Source organism: Halomonas sp. LS-001 (assembly GCF_052983955.1).
On sequence record NZ_CM129816.1, the window covers coordinates 1,090,236 to 1,104,835 of the forward strand.

At 54.9% G+C, this 14,600-nt stretch carries 13 protein-coding genes; 1 reads left to right on the forward strand and 12 read right to left on the reverse strand.

The genetic code is table 11. The features are described 5' to 3' along the window. Positions 1-54: 54 nt before the first annotated feature. The 11 genes from ACU6TU_RS04775 to ACU6TU_RS04825 all read right to left on the reverse strand — a co-directional run bounded on the left by ACU6TU_RS04775 (position 55) and on the right by ACU6TU_RS04825 (position 12,329). Positions 55-960, reverse strand: a complete 906-nt coding sequence (locus ACU6TU_RS04775; RefSeq protein ID WP_447143432.1) for a glycosyltransferase family 2 protein — start codon at positions 958-960, stop codon at positions 55-57. Beyond that, on the reverse strand, positions 957-2,264 hold the full coding sequence (locus tag ACU6TU_RS04780) for an O-antigen ligase family protein (RefSeq protein ID WP_447143433.1): 1,308 nt from the start codon (positions 2,262-2,264) through the stop codon (positions 957-959). Before ACU6TU_RS04780 ends, ACU6TU_RS04775 begins: the two co-directional genes overlap by 4 nt. A gap of 3 nt (positions 2,265-2,267) precedes the next feature. Beyond that, positions 2,268-3,221, reverse strand: coding sequence for a DUF6492 family protein (locus ACU6TU_RS04785; protein ID WP_447143434.1), 954 nt, complete (start codon positions 3,219-3,221; stop codon positions 2,268-2,270). Continuing rightward, positions 3,221-4,123, reverse strand: a complete 903-nt coding sequence (locus ACU6TU_RS04790; RefSeq protein WP_447143435.1) for a glycosyltransferase family A protein — start codon at positions 4,121-4,123, stop codon at positions 3,221-3,223. Before ACU6TU_RS04790 ends, ACU6TU_RS04785 begins: the two co-directional genes overlap by 1 nt. Positions 4,124-4,287: 164 nt before the next feature. Beyond that, complete coding sequence (locus ACU6TU_RS04795) at positions 4,288-5,193, reverse strand: glycosyltransferase family A protein (protein WP_447143436.1); 906 nt, start codon at positions 5,191-5,193, stop codon at positions 4,288-4,290. A 2-nt stretch (positions 5,194-5,195) separates the two neighbouring features. After that, positions 5,196-6,032 carry a glycosyltransferase family 2 protein gene (locus ACU6TU_RS04800; protein WP_447143437.1) on the reverse strand — a complete coding sequence of 279 codons (837 nt, stop codon included), beginning with the start codon at positions 6,030-6,032 and terminating at the stop codon, positions 5,196-5,198. 27 nt (positions 6,033-6,059) lie between these two features. Next, positions 6,060-7,067: an NAD-dependent epimerase gene (locus tag ACU6TU_RS04805; RefSeq protein WP_447143438.1), complete on the reverse strand. Its 1,008-nt coding sequence runs from the start codon at positions 7,065-7,067 to the stop codon at positions 6,060-6,062. 96 nt (positions 7,068-7,163) lie between these two features. After that, positions 7,164-7,940 (reverse strand): creatininase family protein, encoded by a 777-nt coding sequence (locus tag ACU6TU_RS04810; protein ID WP_447143439.1) that lies wholly within the window; start codon positions 7,938-7,940, stop codon positions 7,164-7,166. Between the two features lie 78 nt (positions 7,941-8,018). Then, positions 8,019-8,798 carry an FkbM family methyltransferase gene (locus ACU6TU_RS04815; protein ID WP_447143440.1) on the reverse strand — a complete coding sequence of 260 codons (780 nt, stop codon included), beginning with the start codon at positions 8,796-8,798 and terminating at the stop codon, positions 8,019-8,021. Next, on the reverse strand, positions 8,798-10,732 hold the full coding sequence (gene mdoH / locus ACU6TU_RS04820) for a glucans biosynthesis glucosyltransferase MdoH (RefSeq protein ID WP_447143441.1): 1,935 nt from the start codon (positions 10,730-10,732) through the stop codon (positions 8,798-8,800). The genes ACU6TU_RS04815 and mdoH overlap by 1 nt, the downstream gene beginning before the upstream one ends. Continuing rightward, positions 10,725-12,329: a glucan biosynthesis protein gene (locus ACU6TU_RS04825; protein WP_447143442.1), complete on the reverse strand. Its 1,605-nt coding sequence runs from the start codon at positions 12,327-12,329 to the stop codon at positions 10,725-10,727. The genes mdoH and ACU6TU_RS04825 overlap by 8 nt, the downstream gene beginning before the upstream one ends. A gap of 254 nt (positions 12,330-12,583) precedes the next feature. Between ACU6TU_RS04825 and ACU6TU_RS04830 the strand changes: the two genes are divergently transcribed. Continuing rightward, complete coding sequence (locus tag ACU6TU_RS04830; RefSeq protein ID WP_447143443.1) at positions 12,584-14,173, forward strand: alkaline phosphatase; 1,590 nt, start codon at positions 12,584-12,586, stop codon at positions 14,171-14,173. 18 nt (positions 14,174-14,191) lie between these two features. Here ACU6TU_RS04830 and ACU6TU_RS04835 read toward each other — a convergent pair whose 3' ends face one another. Continuing rightward, on the reverse strand, positions 14,192-14,542 hold the full coding sequence (locus ACU6TU_RS04835; RefSeq protein WP_447143444.1) for a DUF4870 family protein: 351 nt from the start codon (positions 14,540-14,542) through the stop codon (positions 14,192-14,194). Between the last annotated feature and the right edge of the window lie 58 nt (positions 14,543-14,600).

A 14,600-nucleotide genomic window follows, 5' to 3' on the forward strand; every position in this document is an offset into this window, starting at 1 on the left:
CTCTTTCCTGTTCAGACCGCAGCGTCAAAGGGAATCTACCATCAGGCGGGTTATTCAAGACCGCCGCCAGCGTCGCCATGCCACTTCGAGATTATTCATGTGTTTAAAAAGCCTGAGGCCCGTAAGAGGGTTATATGTCCAGGGTTTAGGCGGCGAATAAGGCAGGCATTCAAGCAGGTCTTCTGCCACCGGTAAAACAGGTGGATTCTGGTGGCTGGCGTGAACCGAGTCATCAAGCGTGGTGATCTTGAAGGGATAAAAGCCCACGTGTTTTTTACGTTCAGCCAAACGCAATCCCAGGGTTTTGTTTTTGCCTCGATAGGCGGGGACTTCGGGCAGCCACATGGCAAAAGGGCGCCACATATAAGCCATCATGTCGAAGTGCGTTCGGGCCTGTTGGTCATTGGCAGGTTCAGACTGTTGAAAATGCCAGCCTGCCTGGGCGAGCCGGTCAGGCTTGAAAATCACCAGGTCGGAGTAGTAAATCCCCGCGCTTTGTCCGCTGTCCTGGCGAAAAAAGACGTCCGATGTTGGCCCCGGCAAGGGGATGACAGGACGTTTTTTCAGATCAATACCCCTAATAAAGCAGGGGTGAAGGAAGCCAAGCCTGGGTTGGCTGGCAAACAAGGCGGTGATTGCCTCGAGTTCGTGACCAGGAACGGGCCGGACCACCTGCGTATCATCCTGCAGAAAACACAGGAGTTCCCGGTCCTGAAAATAGTCGAGGGCGGTATTCATGTTGTGGTAGAGGCCGCCATGTTTAATGGTGCCAACTTCCCTTGGGTCGATAATCTGGCAGGTTTTTGCGGCCTGTTCGAGATATGCCCGGGTGTCGGGGTCATCGCTATGGTCATCAAAAATGGCAATGTCAGCATCAGGGAGGCACTGCTGAACTGACTCGACGCAGTTTCGCAGGTACTTTCCCCGATTAAAGGAGAATATGCAGACCGTCAAGCTCATCGTGATTGCCCTCTGACACAGCCGTGGGTTTGTAGGGAGGTTTCCTGCTCGTCATCTTTATAGCGACACCATGACCAGACAAACACCAGGGGAACCCAGCCGATCAACCAGATTGGGTGGGGGGAAATCAATAAGGTGTATTCATCGGTTAAGGTCAGGAGTACAAAAAGCCCGAGAATCACCAGCAGATGAAGCTTGTTTTCGATGCGAAATGCGCTCTTCAGAATAGCGATCAAGGGGAATATCAAGAGCCCCGCCTGCATGACAACCCCGATAATGCCTGTGTCCATGAAGGCCCCCAGCCAGATATTGTGAGGATGATAGACCTCGAATCCCAGGTCATTCAAATCGATTTTTGCGGCATCAGTCAGTCTGAAATCAAGGCCCGCGCCATGTCCTAACAGAAAGGATTCCGGCGGATGGTTAAAGACGGCCGTCCAGATATCCAGACGGTAAGAGGTGCCTCTTTCCTTGAACTGTTCATAAAGCAGGTCGAACCCGATGAACCCCTGAATGGCCAACAGCATGCCGATAAAAACGCCGCCGATGATGTAGAAGGTTGCCGGCCTTCGGTACTGATAGCTGATCAGAAGTCCGAAAAAGATGAGATACCCCAACAGAGTCACTTGAGGGGCTCGGCTCTGGCTGAGTGTCACAAAGGTGCAAACAGCAATGATCGAGAGGAAAGTGAGGATAATGTCGTTGCGGTTGACGGCGTGTTGGTTGGCATGGGTTAAAAATAACCCTGCGGCCAGCAACGTAATACTGATTGATGCGCCCTGAATCGGATGCTCCATCATGCCAAGACCGCCGATGCGGGCATTCACCGAGATGTCAGCAAGCGACGATAACAGACCGGCACAAGCGCCTGCTCCGGCAAGTAATAAAAGCCCTCTCCCCCACAGGCGGGAGTGTACGACGACAGACTGCATCCATATCCAGTAAGCGAGCATGCCCAGGGCGGCCTCGATACTCCAACGTACCGCCCGGATATCACCTGCCAATGGGTCATTTCCAACCAGCCAGGTGGTAATCGCCATATAGCCACAAAACGCTATAAAAAGCCGGATAAAAGCATCTTTCCAGATGACCCTGTTGTACTGGTACCGGTGGATGTACTGGTGGATCACCAGATAAAGCGTCAATGGATAAATAAGCACATGGAAAAAAGCCCGATAGAAGCTGTCAGGCATAGTGATGCTGAGTAATAACCAAACGGCAAATAATAATGGTAGCCAGTTAGCCAGCTTGATATTGGTGAGGACAGAAAGGCTTGCGATTGCCTTTTCAAAAGATGCGCGCATGGTTCAGCGGCCCTTTTCTATCAGCGATAAAAGCGGCTCAAGGTAGGTGTTTGCATCCTGTTCTACGCGCCCGCTGGCCTGGGAATGAATCGTGACATAGTGAACATCGGGGTCTGTCAGTAGTGCGCCCACGGTGTCAACCACCTTTTGTGGATCGGTTGTGTCGTAGAGATAGTGGCAGAAAGAGGGAATGCGCCAGTCAATACTGATTTGCGGTGCCTGTTTCAACAAGAATGCCTTGTAGATGCCAAATTCGGACCATCGTCGTGGTGGTCGATCCAATAAAGCGGTACACCACTGCTTATGAGTATTGGATTCAAGGGTCGCGAGGGTTTCACAGAGCAGTTGCCGGTCAAAGACAAATGGCGTATCAAAATACACATTAACTTGACGTGTATCCGATGCTGTATTGATCAGATACTCGGATTCATGAATCCATTTTTTGACTTTTCCTTTCAGTGCATCACGATTCTGCCAGTCGGCAAAACACACGTAACCGAGGTCACTGGCAAAGTCATCAGCACTGGCGTTTTGCGTAACAATAACATCGGAGTCAATAATAACGGCCTTGTCGTAATCAAGTTCGCTGGCGAGCGTTAACTTGCAAAGTTGCTGAGTATGCCAGCCGGTATAAGACGGCCACGCAGGCCAGGAAAAGACACGCTTGAGACTGCCGCATACCCGTGTCATGTTGCGCCCCAGGCGTTGCGATAGTTGGCGCGCATGGCTTCTGCGACGTTCCACGTCTTCAGGTAGCACATCTCGGGTGGAGAGAAGGGTCAAACCACTGCGTCCGCGAAATTCCTCGAACAGGGCGATATCTTCATCCTGTACCACAACATAATGGTCAAATGCTGCGAGCGGGGATTGCTCCAGGGATGCCCGCATGACACGGAAATGGTCAAGGTCTCCTGCCCAGGTAGGCGTGATAAACACCATGCGCTGTTTGTCGCTCATCAGCTGTTTTCTCTCTGTTTCCGATCTCGCCAGCGAGATTGCCAGATACGCAGTGTTTTTCTTACATTGCTGTGGGTGTTATTGCCACTGTAACGCCCTTTGGCAACATGCCGAATGCGATAAACACCGGGGAGGTCAATCGGTTCCCCCAGGCTACGTAATAGCCAGCGGAAGGCACGGTCTTCATGACATTTGGCAAAGCTGTCGACAGGTTGCTGGTAGACATCAATGGCGCGGCAATAGCCTACGCGTCGACACACATCGCCGTGGGCAATCTGTAATGGCCCAGTGGCCTTGGTAATCGTTCGGGAAGTGAAGGACGAGGTGTCAATATCCAGTACCTGTGGCCCATCGTTGGCTGCCTGGAGTAAGGGGTTGTCTTCCACCAGCAAGTCAGTCGTGCGTTCCTCCTGGGGGAACACCAGTGCATCGCTGCGCCCCTGAAGGCAGTCTGCCAGGCCATCCAGACAGTTTTCCCGAAACATCAGATCACAATCGGTAAACCAGACCCAGTCGGCCTGTGTCGCCAATGCCGCGCGGTTGCGTCCGATACTTCGCCGAAAAAGCGACTGTCTGGGAATCGGCTGCCAGTTCCAGGTAACGCCTGGCACCTGCTGCTTTTCGAAAAAAGCCAACAACTCGGCGGTTTTTTTGTCCTCAGGGCTATAGAAAATCGTCATGGTGACATCGAGTTTTTGGGGCGGGAACAGCACCAGAGAACTCAGCTGGTAAACCAGAAAGTGGGAATAGTTCCAGCAGTGACTGACGACTTCCAGCTTGAGGTGCCCTGTTTTAGTGGCTCTGTCCTGTTGCGCTGGCAAGTTGGGCTCGAACCATTGCGGCGGTATTTTTCCGCCGGCGGCAAAGCGGAAAAAGGCCAGTTGTATTGTATTCCACATCATTGATTTTCCAAGCAATGCGATGTTGGGTGGCGGCTGTCAGGTGTCATGCTGGCAGCGATGCTGTTTAACGATGTCGTTGAAAAGCGAAAAGTCTATCACAGCTGAAGAGACCCGCCCGCCTGCGATGCGCATGGGCCGTGGAAGCTGAAACGTCTAATGAGAATTTATTGCTTCGGGCGCCTCAGCAGTGCTTCAAGTTTGGCCAGTTTGCGCAATAAACGATAGCGCCGGAGAGGATCATAGATCCACGGTGACCTGAGCGTTTCATCGGCTACGGTAAGGTAATCCTCGGCAATCGGCACCTGGCTTGTCGGGCGTTGACGTAGTCGCTGAGTGGCTTCGTCGTCCATGATGCGAAAAGGGTAAAAGCCCGCCTTGTTGATGATTTCCGCCAGCCGAAAGGTAAAACTCTTCTTTTTGTTACGGTAGGCAGGAGGATTGGGCAGCCACATGGCAAAAGGCGCATGCAGATAACCCATCTCAAGAAAATGCGCTTTTGCCTGCTGCTCGTTATCAAATTCCCCCGAGATAAACTGCCAGTTGACGTTGCGCAGGCGATCGCTTCGGGTAATCGAAATATCCGAATAGTAAACCCCGGCAACCTGCTTGCGGCTACGGTGTTCGCAGACAAAAACGTTACGTTCCGGGTAATAGACAAAACGCTCGAGTGTGCGCTGGCGCGTGATGGCTTTCTGAAAAACCGGCGCGAGGAATCCAGCGTTGGGAAAAGTTTCAAAATAGTGTTCTATCAATCGAATGTCGTCGGCATCGACCCGGCGAACCAGTTGGGTGTCATCCTGAAGAAAACACATCAGCTTATCGCCCTCGACGGCGTCTAGGGCGCGCTGCATGTTGGTATAAAGCGCACCGTGTTGATTTTCCGAGTCCTTGTCGTCGCGGCGTCTGACGTCATGACGTCTTTCAATGTCATCCAGAATCTGCTGGGTTTCCGGATCATTGCTGGCATCGTCATACACGATAATCTGATGATCGGGCGCGCAGGTTTCGATGGATTCAATGCAGTTTCTTAGATGAGGGCCGCGATTGTAGGAAAATACGAAAAAAATCAATGTCAAACTCCCGTTGTTTGGGAAGACCGATGTTGCTCAATACCATGTGCTGTCTGCGTGATACCGGTTTTTTCAACCTCAAGGCGATGCTGCTTGTTGGCGGCTACGATATCAGGGTCGACATACCCTCGGGCATGGTCCAGGTGTATGACAATCGCGTTGTAGCGAACGTGCTTTGGCTTGATGCCGGCATTGACGAGCCTGACGCCAAACTCTCTGTCCTCACCGCCGTACGCCATGGTTTCATCAAAGCCGTTGACCCGGAGAACGTCTTTTTTCCAGGCAGAGCCATTAGAGCCTTTGAAACAGCAGCGGGTAGGGGTCAGTGAATTGAACAGCCTTGCCTGCCAGTGATTGGCCGTCAGTTTCACGTTCTTGTACGAAGAGGCCAACCCCTGGGATTTTAGCCATTTAAGATCAAAGCAGCGCCCGGAGATGATGTCTTCCCGGGTAATCGCCTGGCTGGAGGTCATGGGGAGCTTGTGGTAACCGCCGGACAAATAATGCCCAGGCAATGCCTGGGTAGCGTGGACATTGAGAAAGTCCCGGCGAGGGATGCAGTCGCCATCGCTGAACACCAGATAGTCGGACGTGGAAGCCATCACGGCGCTATTGAGAATGCGGCATTTCTGAAAGCCGTTATCTTCCTGCCAGACATGCTGGATACTCAGGCCGGTCTTGTCGCGCAAGCGGTCAATCAGTTGGCGCGTTTCAACGCCTGAACCGTCATCGGCAATAATGATTTCAAAGTCTTTGTAGGACTGTACGCTATAGCCCCAGAGCACTTTTTCCAGCCATTGTGGAGAATTATAGGTGCTGAGAATGACGGAAAGTTTCATTACAGGTCACTATGGTTGGCTGAGAAGTCAAACACGATAAAAATCGCGGTACCAGCGCACAAACTCCGCAACGCCATCCTCGACACGCGTGGCTGGCTGATAGCCAAACTGTTCGACCAGGTCCTCAACATCGGCGTAGGTATCAGGCACATCACCAGGCTGCATGGGTAGCAATTGTTTGTTGGCCGTAATGCCCAGCGCGCTTTCCAATGCAGCAATATAATCCATCAATACGACGGGCTGCTGATTCCCAATGTTGTAAAGGCGCCAGGGGGCTTTGCTGGTCGCCGGGTCTGGCGATTGACCTGACCACTCTGGATTCGGCTGTGCGGGGCTTTCCAGGACACGGATAATGCCTTCAACGATATCATCAATATATGTGAAGTCGCGACGGTGTTGCCCAAAGTGATACACGGGAATCGTTTCACCCGCCAGAATGGCTTGAGTGAACTTGAAAAGGGCCATGTCAGGGCGCCCCCACGGGCCGTAGACGGTAAAGAAACGCAAGCCCGTTGTCGGAATGCCATAGAGGTGGCTGTAGGTATGCGCCATGGACTCGTTGGCTTTCTTGGTAGCGGCGTAAAGGCTTATCGGGTGGTCAACCGTGTGGTGAGTCGAGAAAGGCATCTGTTCATTCGCGCCGTATACGCTGGAGCTACTGGCGTATACCAGGTGCTGGATGGATTGTTGTCGGCATCCTTCAAGAATATTGGCAAAACCGACCAGATTGCTATCGATATAGGCGGCGGGATTCTCCAGTGAATAGCGCACGCCCACCTGGGCTGCCAGATGAATGACACGCTTGAAGGAGTAGCGGGTAAATATTGCTGCCATGGCTTCCCGGTCAGCAACGTCCACCCGCAAGTGCTCGTAGCTGTCATAGGCACTAAGCCGTGACAACCGTGCTTCTTTCAGCTCAGGGTCGTAATACGCATTGTGATTGTCCAGACCCACAATACGTTCACCACTGTCGAGCAGGCGTTTAACGACAGCAGAACCAATAAAACCCGCCGCGCCAGTCACCAGAATAGTCAAATGAATTCCCCGTAAAAAGTAAAATCAGAGATAAGAAAATGAGTACCAACAACGGCTGGATTCAATCCAGCCGTTGGGATTCACGCCAGTCACCTGTCAGACCATTTCCGGAAGAGAACGTGCCGCTGCCTCTTCCACCACCCTGGCAAGTTGGCGGCCATAGTGGTGAACCAGACGACTGCCCAGTTGAGCCGTGGCGCTGGTAGCATCGCCAGCGATGCCGTCATAGGCCAGGTCTTCAGCAAGCCAGGCGAGGGCGGCGGCACCTTCCGAGTCGAGTAAAGCGCTATCAGCGGGTTTTTCCGGCAGGGCGTTTCTGGCGCGGGCCATATTGACCTGGTTCGGCGCCAGATGCAGCATCATGGCGGTTTCCAGCAGGCCACCATGCAGCCCACGGCGCAGCTCATCCGCATCGATGGCGCCGTCCAACGGTGGTAAGCGGGTGTAGGTGGCTTTTACCACCTGCATGCCATGGCGCTGGCGCAGAGATAACGCAGCAATATCCATGACCGCTTTGTTACCACCGTGGCTGTTGATCATCACCAGGCGACGAATGTCGGCCCGCGCGACACTGTCGCCGTAAGCCTGCAAGGTGTCGATGGCGACAGTTGCGGGTAGGCTCAGGGTGCCAGGAAAACCATTGTGCTCTTCACTGGCGCCAACGCTGATGGGCGGCAGGCAGATAATATCCAGTTCCTCGGGGAGCGCTTCCAGCATGGCGGCCTGTAATCCCAGGCCGATGGTGGTGTCGGTACCCAGAGGTAAATGGTGGCCATGTTGTTCGGTAGCGCCCAGTACGATGACAGCTATCGGGGTGCGGCGGGCCATTTCGGCAAGTTCCAGCGTGGTAAGCGATGGCCAGTCAGCGTGCATGATGGCGTTCCCCGAGTAGGAAAATAAGTAGCAGGGTGGGCGGAAAGGCTTATTAACAGATACTACTACAAGCCGATGTCAATCTGAAGAACCCTGCAGGACAGGATGGCCGACCTGACAGGCATAAATATCGCCGGAAGCCAGATTGTCAGCACCTGCCGCCAGCCAGGCGTGTGTTTGATCAGCAGTTTGCCAGTGTGGCCAGTAAAACTCGCGTTGCTCACCTTCCACTACGTTAAAGCGATAATTGCCTAATCGCTCCAGGTGTTTGAGGCATTCATGGCCGACGTTCAGTGTCCCTGCGACAAATTCGAAAGACAGTGCCGCCACGGGTTGGCTTAACCCCGCCAGCACATCTGCTTCGAAGCCTTCTACGTCTATCTTGATAAAAGTGGGCAGGCCGTATTGATCGATCAGGGCATCCAGCGTGGTGACCTCGACACGTTGATGGGTCTTCCAGCGCACCTTGGCAAAACCGGCATTGCGCTGGCTGACCTGCTGGCGCCAGGCCTTGGAAAGCGTTGACACCGTGGGGTTTCCGGGGCTGATGGCAATCTCGGCTTGGCCAGACGAGGGGCCAGCCGCCATCGGCAGCAGAATAACGTCGCGCCCGGCCATGCGTTGACACCAGCGCGCAAGCGCGGGCTGGGGCTCCAATGCCACCACGCGGGCGCCCAGCGAATGAAAGGCAGCGCTACGGTCACCGACATGCGCCCCGATATCAAAGGCGGGTGAACCAGGCGTGATAAAGGGACGATATAGGCTTCTCAAACCCGGCTGACGACCGGGGCGCCAGTAAATGATCAGTGATCGGGCGACGCCAAAGGCACTGGAAATCCGATGTGTCAGCGTTGGCATCAATAAGGCTCCTCGGAATGCGGTGAGGTGAAAGACCGGTCTGCCGCAGTATGCCAGCGAAAAGATTGTATCGGCATGTCGCCGGGCCGTTCTGCGGGGAGGGGAAGGAGCGGCCTGTCAGGCAGGTCGGGCTTTTCAAGGGCGATATTCAGGCGTTTTTGATACGCGCTGAGCACCGCAACATCTTGCTGATAAGGCGTTTGTAGCAGGCTCAGGCGAAGGGCTTTGCCCGGGCAACCGCTGCTCGCTTTGACTAACAGCGTGGAGCCTGCCAGCCCCAGCCAGGCCGGCGTCAGCCACAGGGCTGCCATGGGCGACGCCCACGCCAATATGGCCATCCAGCCAATACTGCCAAGGGCTATCCAGCGGGTGGGCTGCCAGGATTCACGCCAGCTGAGCGAGCGTTCACTGCGTGGCTGAGCATCCCATTCAACGGCGCGGCCCGTCAGTACGCCAGCAATAAACAGGCTATGCCATGCCATCATCAAGGGAGCCAGCAGCGCGGCAAAGCCAATTTCCAGCAGGGTGCTGGCAAGAAGCCGCCAGCGCCCGCCATAGGCATCAGGGGTTCTAGCCAATGCCAGCGTCAGCCCAAGTAATTTGGGAGCAAGCAGCATGCCAAGGGTAACGCCTAACAGTCCAAGTGCCAGTGGCTGGGAATGTAGCGTGGGCGATTCGTTAAACGTGCTTAAGCCAATCATGACGCTGGAGCTGATCAATAGCATCAACCATAAAGGCGACGACAGGTAAGCGAAAGCGCCGCAGAAAAAGTGACAGCGGCTAAGTGGGTGTAACCCCGACCCCATCAGTAAACGCAGGTGTTGCAGGTTACCCTGCAACCAGCGACGGTCGCGCCTGGCAAAATCGAGCAGATTGCTGGGCATGGATTCATAACTGTCGGCAGTGTCTGATGATCGAAAAGCGCAGGTCGTGGTGGTATCCAGCAGCACGTGCCACCCATCACGACGAAGCAGGGCGGCTTCAACAAAATCATGACTGAGCAGCTCGCCGCCGAGTGGCGGCTCACCCGGTAACGTAGGCAAACCTGCGCTGGCCATGAAGGCGCGGGTACGCACAATGGCATTATGCCCCCAGTAATTGGCGCTATCGCCTTGCCAGAAACTCTGTCCGGCTGCCAGCATCGGGCTGTAGAGTGCCGCGGCAAACTGTACCATGCGCCCGAACAGAGTGACCTGGCCGACGGGAATCGGTACGCTCTGGATCAACCCGACCTGAGGCTGGCAATGCATTGTATTGATCAGACGTAATAAGGTGTTTCCCCCCATGATGCTGTCGGCATCAAGGACAACAAAAAAATCATAACGGCGGCCCCAGCGACGGCAGAAATCGGCAATGTTACCGGCCTTGCGACCCTGGTTGTCGGGGCGTCGACGATAATAGACAGCTAACTGGCCAGCCAGGCGATGCTGAAGTGCTGCGACGTGGCGGGCCTCGCTGGTTGCAGCTTCAGGGCATTGGGTGTCGCTGAGAATGAATACCTCAATGCAAGGTGTTTCGTCGCTGTCTGAGTGTTGAGATAGCTCGGCCAACAGCGAGTGACAGCTGGCTTCAAGCCCGGCAAGGGTTGATTCGGGTGGCTCCTGATAGATCGGCATGATCAGCGCCGTACGGGTGCCTGCCAACCCTGGGGAAAAGGAAGAGTCGGGGTCGCCAAGCCTCTGCAGTGTCACGGGGTCACGGCGACACCAGCAAAGCAGGAAACCACCTAACGCACTCCAGAAGGCCAGCGCAATCCAGCTGAACGTCAGCAGAAAAAGTATCAATAGCCCCAGCTGGGCGATAACGGGTAAAGGCAGGGTGATACGCAATAACGCCGCCGCACCGGCGAGACTGGTCAGAGTGACAAGTATCACCAGTACCCAGCGGCGCAGGCGTAGCCAGGGCATATCCTGACAGTCTGCGCTGCTAGGCATCGGGGCCCCTCGTCGGTAAAGACACCGGAATGGTCTGGTTCCAGGTTTCACTGATCACTTGGCCTTCCCGGGTCAGCGCAAGACGGACATCCAGCGGTTGCGTGATGGTATCTACCCGGAAGGTGGCTCGCCATTGCTGGTTGGGCAGTGCCTTGATATGGGCGAGGGTGACGGCGTCTGCCGAGGTGTCGATACGCAGTTCAACAGGGGCTGCGGTGCCCGGCGTGGCGAGTTCGCCACCGGCAAAATCAACTATCCACTGGCGCTGCCCGGCGCTGGCAGAATCTTCCTCGCCCGGAATGGCTGCATTCCCTTGACGGCTGCGTATGACTTTCGCCAGCTCATGCGCCTGCGGGGCCTGGTTTAACGTCTGGGTGTGGTAGCGAAACCGTTTCGACTGACCGGCTTCAAGAGGTGTGTCAGCGACCCAGTAGGCGACAACATTGTCGTGGGTTTCATCCGGCGTGGGAATTTCCACCAGTTCCACATGGCCTGGGCCCCAGGCATCCAGGGGTTCGACCCACTGGCTAGGGCGGCGGTGGTATTGCGCTTCCAGATCCAGGTAATGGGCAAAGTCTCGCTCGCGCTGCATTAGCCCAAAGCCTTTAGGATCGCGATCCAGAAACGCTGAGACCTGCACCCCGGCAGGGTTGGTCAACGGCCGCCAGATCCATTCCTGCTGGCCGGTATGCAGCAATAAACCTTGAGAGTCATGCACATTGGGGCGGAAATCATCCGGCCGAGACGCGCTGATATCGCCGTAGGTAAACATACTGGTCAGCGGCGCAATGCCCAGTTTGCCGATATCGTCTCGCGCAAACAGGGTGGCATCGACGACCATATGGGTATCCTGCCCGGGCGTCAGTTCAAAATGATAAACGCCGGTCAGCGAAGGTCCATCAAGTAAGGCCATTATATGTATGCTGTGGTCATCGGCCTCAGGCTTGAATAGCCAGAATGCCCGAAAGGCGGGGAACTCTTCTCCTTGCGGGGCCGCTGTGTCGATGGCGATGCCACGGGTAGACAAGCCATAGATCTGATCCTGGCCGATCAGGCGAAAATAGCTGGCACCGAGAAAAACGGCAAATTCGTCTGCGTAGTCCGGGGTATTCAGCGGATAGTGCAGCCTGAACCCAGCATGACCGATGCCCGATAAATCCGCGGATTCAAGCTGGCTGGCGGCACCTTCGTAGATAAAATCGTCCTGCTGGAAGGGTAGCGGCGTTGAACGGCCATCCTCGATAATATGTAGCTCAACCGGGTCTGTAAACAGAAAACCGCTGTGAAACGTCTGTAGTGAAAAATGGCCATCATCTTTCCAGTAGGCCTGCTGTGGATTAAAGCGGATTTGCCGGTAGGTGTCATAGTTAATATTGCTGAGTGACTCGGGCAAATCATCAGCGGGTGGCGTATAGGGCTGTTCTGCTAGCTGCTGGGCACGTTGACCGAGCGTTTCATACCACTGGGCCTGAACTGAGGGAGCAGGCGCCGCATGGGATAAAGTGCTGGCCAGCAGCCATACCACGAGTGCGGCCAGCTGAGAGCAGCTTGTTCCAACGGCTCGCAGGTGGAAGGGCGTGGATCTATTGTCAGGCACAGATAGCTCCTTGCTCAGAGAAAAACGTTTTTTTCCGATCAATCGCCAGGTGCGTTACGTGCCTACTGCGCCATTTTGATTGAACAATAATTGTACGATAATTTATTACAGTACATGATTTTGTGGTTTTCCAGTACTCTTCAGACCAGGTGCCGGATAAATATTTCCGTTTGGCAAGCACACTCACCACCATCAACACGATACGCTGAGTTTACGGTTGACGTTACCTATCAGACACAGCAGAGGGGAAAGACATGGGGCGATTATGGGTCAGTGTGCTGGTGTTGAACATCTTGTTGGTGGCACCACTCTGGTGGCGTTTTGAGGATGTGGGTAGCCGCCTGATTGCCTGGGAAGCCTGGTTGATGGTGCCACTGATATTGCTGCTGCCCGTCAGTAAAGGGCGAACCTGGCTGGTGGCTGCGTGGCTGCTGAGCGTCTTCACGATTACGCTGATGAATCTCGGTGATGTGGCCACTTATCTGGCCTTCGGACGTTCCTTCAACAGCTATCTGGATATCCCGCTGGTGAGGGCTGTCTTTGAACTGCTGGTGGGTAATGTCGGCATGATGGCGGGCATCGTGGTGTCTTTTCTGGCTGCGCTGTTACTGACCCTGGTGTTTGTCCTGCTTGGTCGGCTGTTGCTGCCGTCCCGCCCACTGGCACTGAAAAGCGTGAAAGGGGCGCTGGCATTGGTGATCGCGGGTGGAAGTGGTGTATTGATTGCCCTTGAGCTTAATGGCATGCGGGTGGTGGATGTGGCTCGCGTGCCGATGGTGAACACCGGGATGTTTCAATGGCAGCAGATAACCCAGACCCACGCCGCCCGCAAGGAATTTGCCACGACACTGGCGGACTCTCCCATAGAGGTGCAGTCCTTGCCAGGGCTGGCAGATAAGCGTGTCTTGCTGACCTTTGTCGAGTCTTATGGCGCCTCCGCCATCGAGGATGCCCGTTACCAGAGCGTCATCGCGCCAATGCTGGATGAGATGCAGCAACGCCTTGATGAGCGTGACATTCGCGTGGCTTCCGGTTGGCTGGAGTCCCCAATTCAGGGGGGGCAGTCATGGCTTGCGCATGCCACGGCATTAAGTGGCCGAAAGGTCGATAATCAGCTGTGGTATCGGCTGATGCTGGAAAGCGCCACGGGCACGCTGGTCGATGATTTCAAGTCGACAGGACATCGCACACTGGCGGTGATGCCAGCCATTACCCGTACCTGGCCGGAAGGAAAAGACTACGGCTTTGATGAGATTCATGCGGCGGATGATCTGGAGTACGCAGGCCCTGCGCTTAACTGGGTCACCATGCCCGATCAATATACCCTGGACTATACCGAGCGGGAGCTGCTGGATGATGGGCCCGTGTTTGCCAAGATTGCGCTGATTTCCAGTCATGCCCCCTGGACGCCCATTATTCCAGTGCTGGAAGAATGGTCACTGATAGGTAATGGGTCTTTATATGCGCGCTGGGAAAACGCCGGGGAAACGCCGGATGTGCTATGGCAGGATCTGGAGCGGGTGCGTGAGCACTACGCTCGCTCAGTGGAATATGCCGTTAAAGTGGCAGGCCGCTGGGCTGAGCGAGTCGCCAATGAAAATACGCTGCTAATTGTGCTGGGCGACCATCAGGCAGCGCCTCTGATTACCGCTGAGAAAAATGGCGACGAGCCCTCGCGCGCCGTACCCATTCATGTGATCAGCGCCGACCCGGCATTAATCACTCCCTGGCTGTCCCGAGGTTTCACCCTGGGCACGCGCCCACCGGTATTGGATCAAGCAGGCGAGGTGGCAGAAATGCGCGAGCTGCGTCATTGGTTACGAGCGGATTTCGGGCAACCCTGAGGTCTTCGGTATAAGGCGTTACCACAACCAGCTATTAGGGCGGGCTGGCGGTTGCTGCTTGCGTACTTCCATCCAGCCAAGCACGCAGCGAACACCCAGCCAGACGGCCAGTAGCGGCCACAGAAGGGCACCAATGAAGAAAAGGGTGAGCACAAAAGCCACACAGAAATACAGACAGCCAATCCAGAAGGTGCGAATCAGATAACGGTAATGCTCCTGTAGCCAGGGGGCTGCATCCTTGCGGTAAACATAAGCAATGATCACACCAATAAGCAGCGTAACATTTGCCGTCACAAGCCCTGCCAGAAAAAGGCCGTAAACAATCTGCGGTGTGCGAAGTTCATCGCGAGGAATATAAGTGTTGGACATGCAAAACTCACAGGTTGGGCGTAGTGTCAGAAGGATGCAGCAGAAGGATGAAATCGTG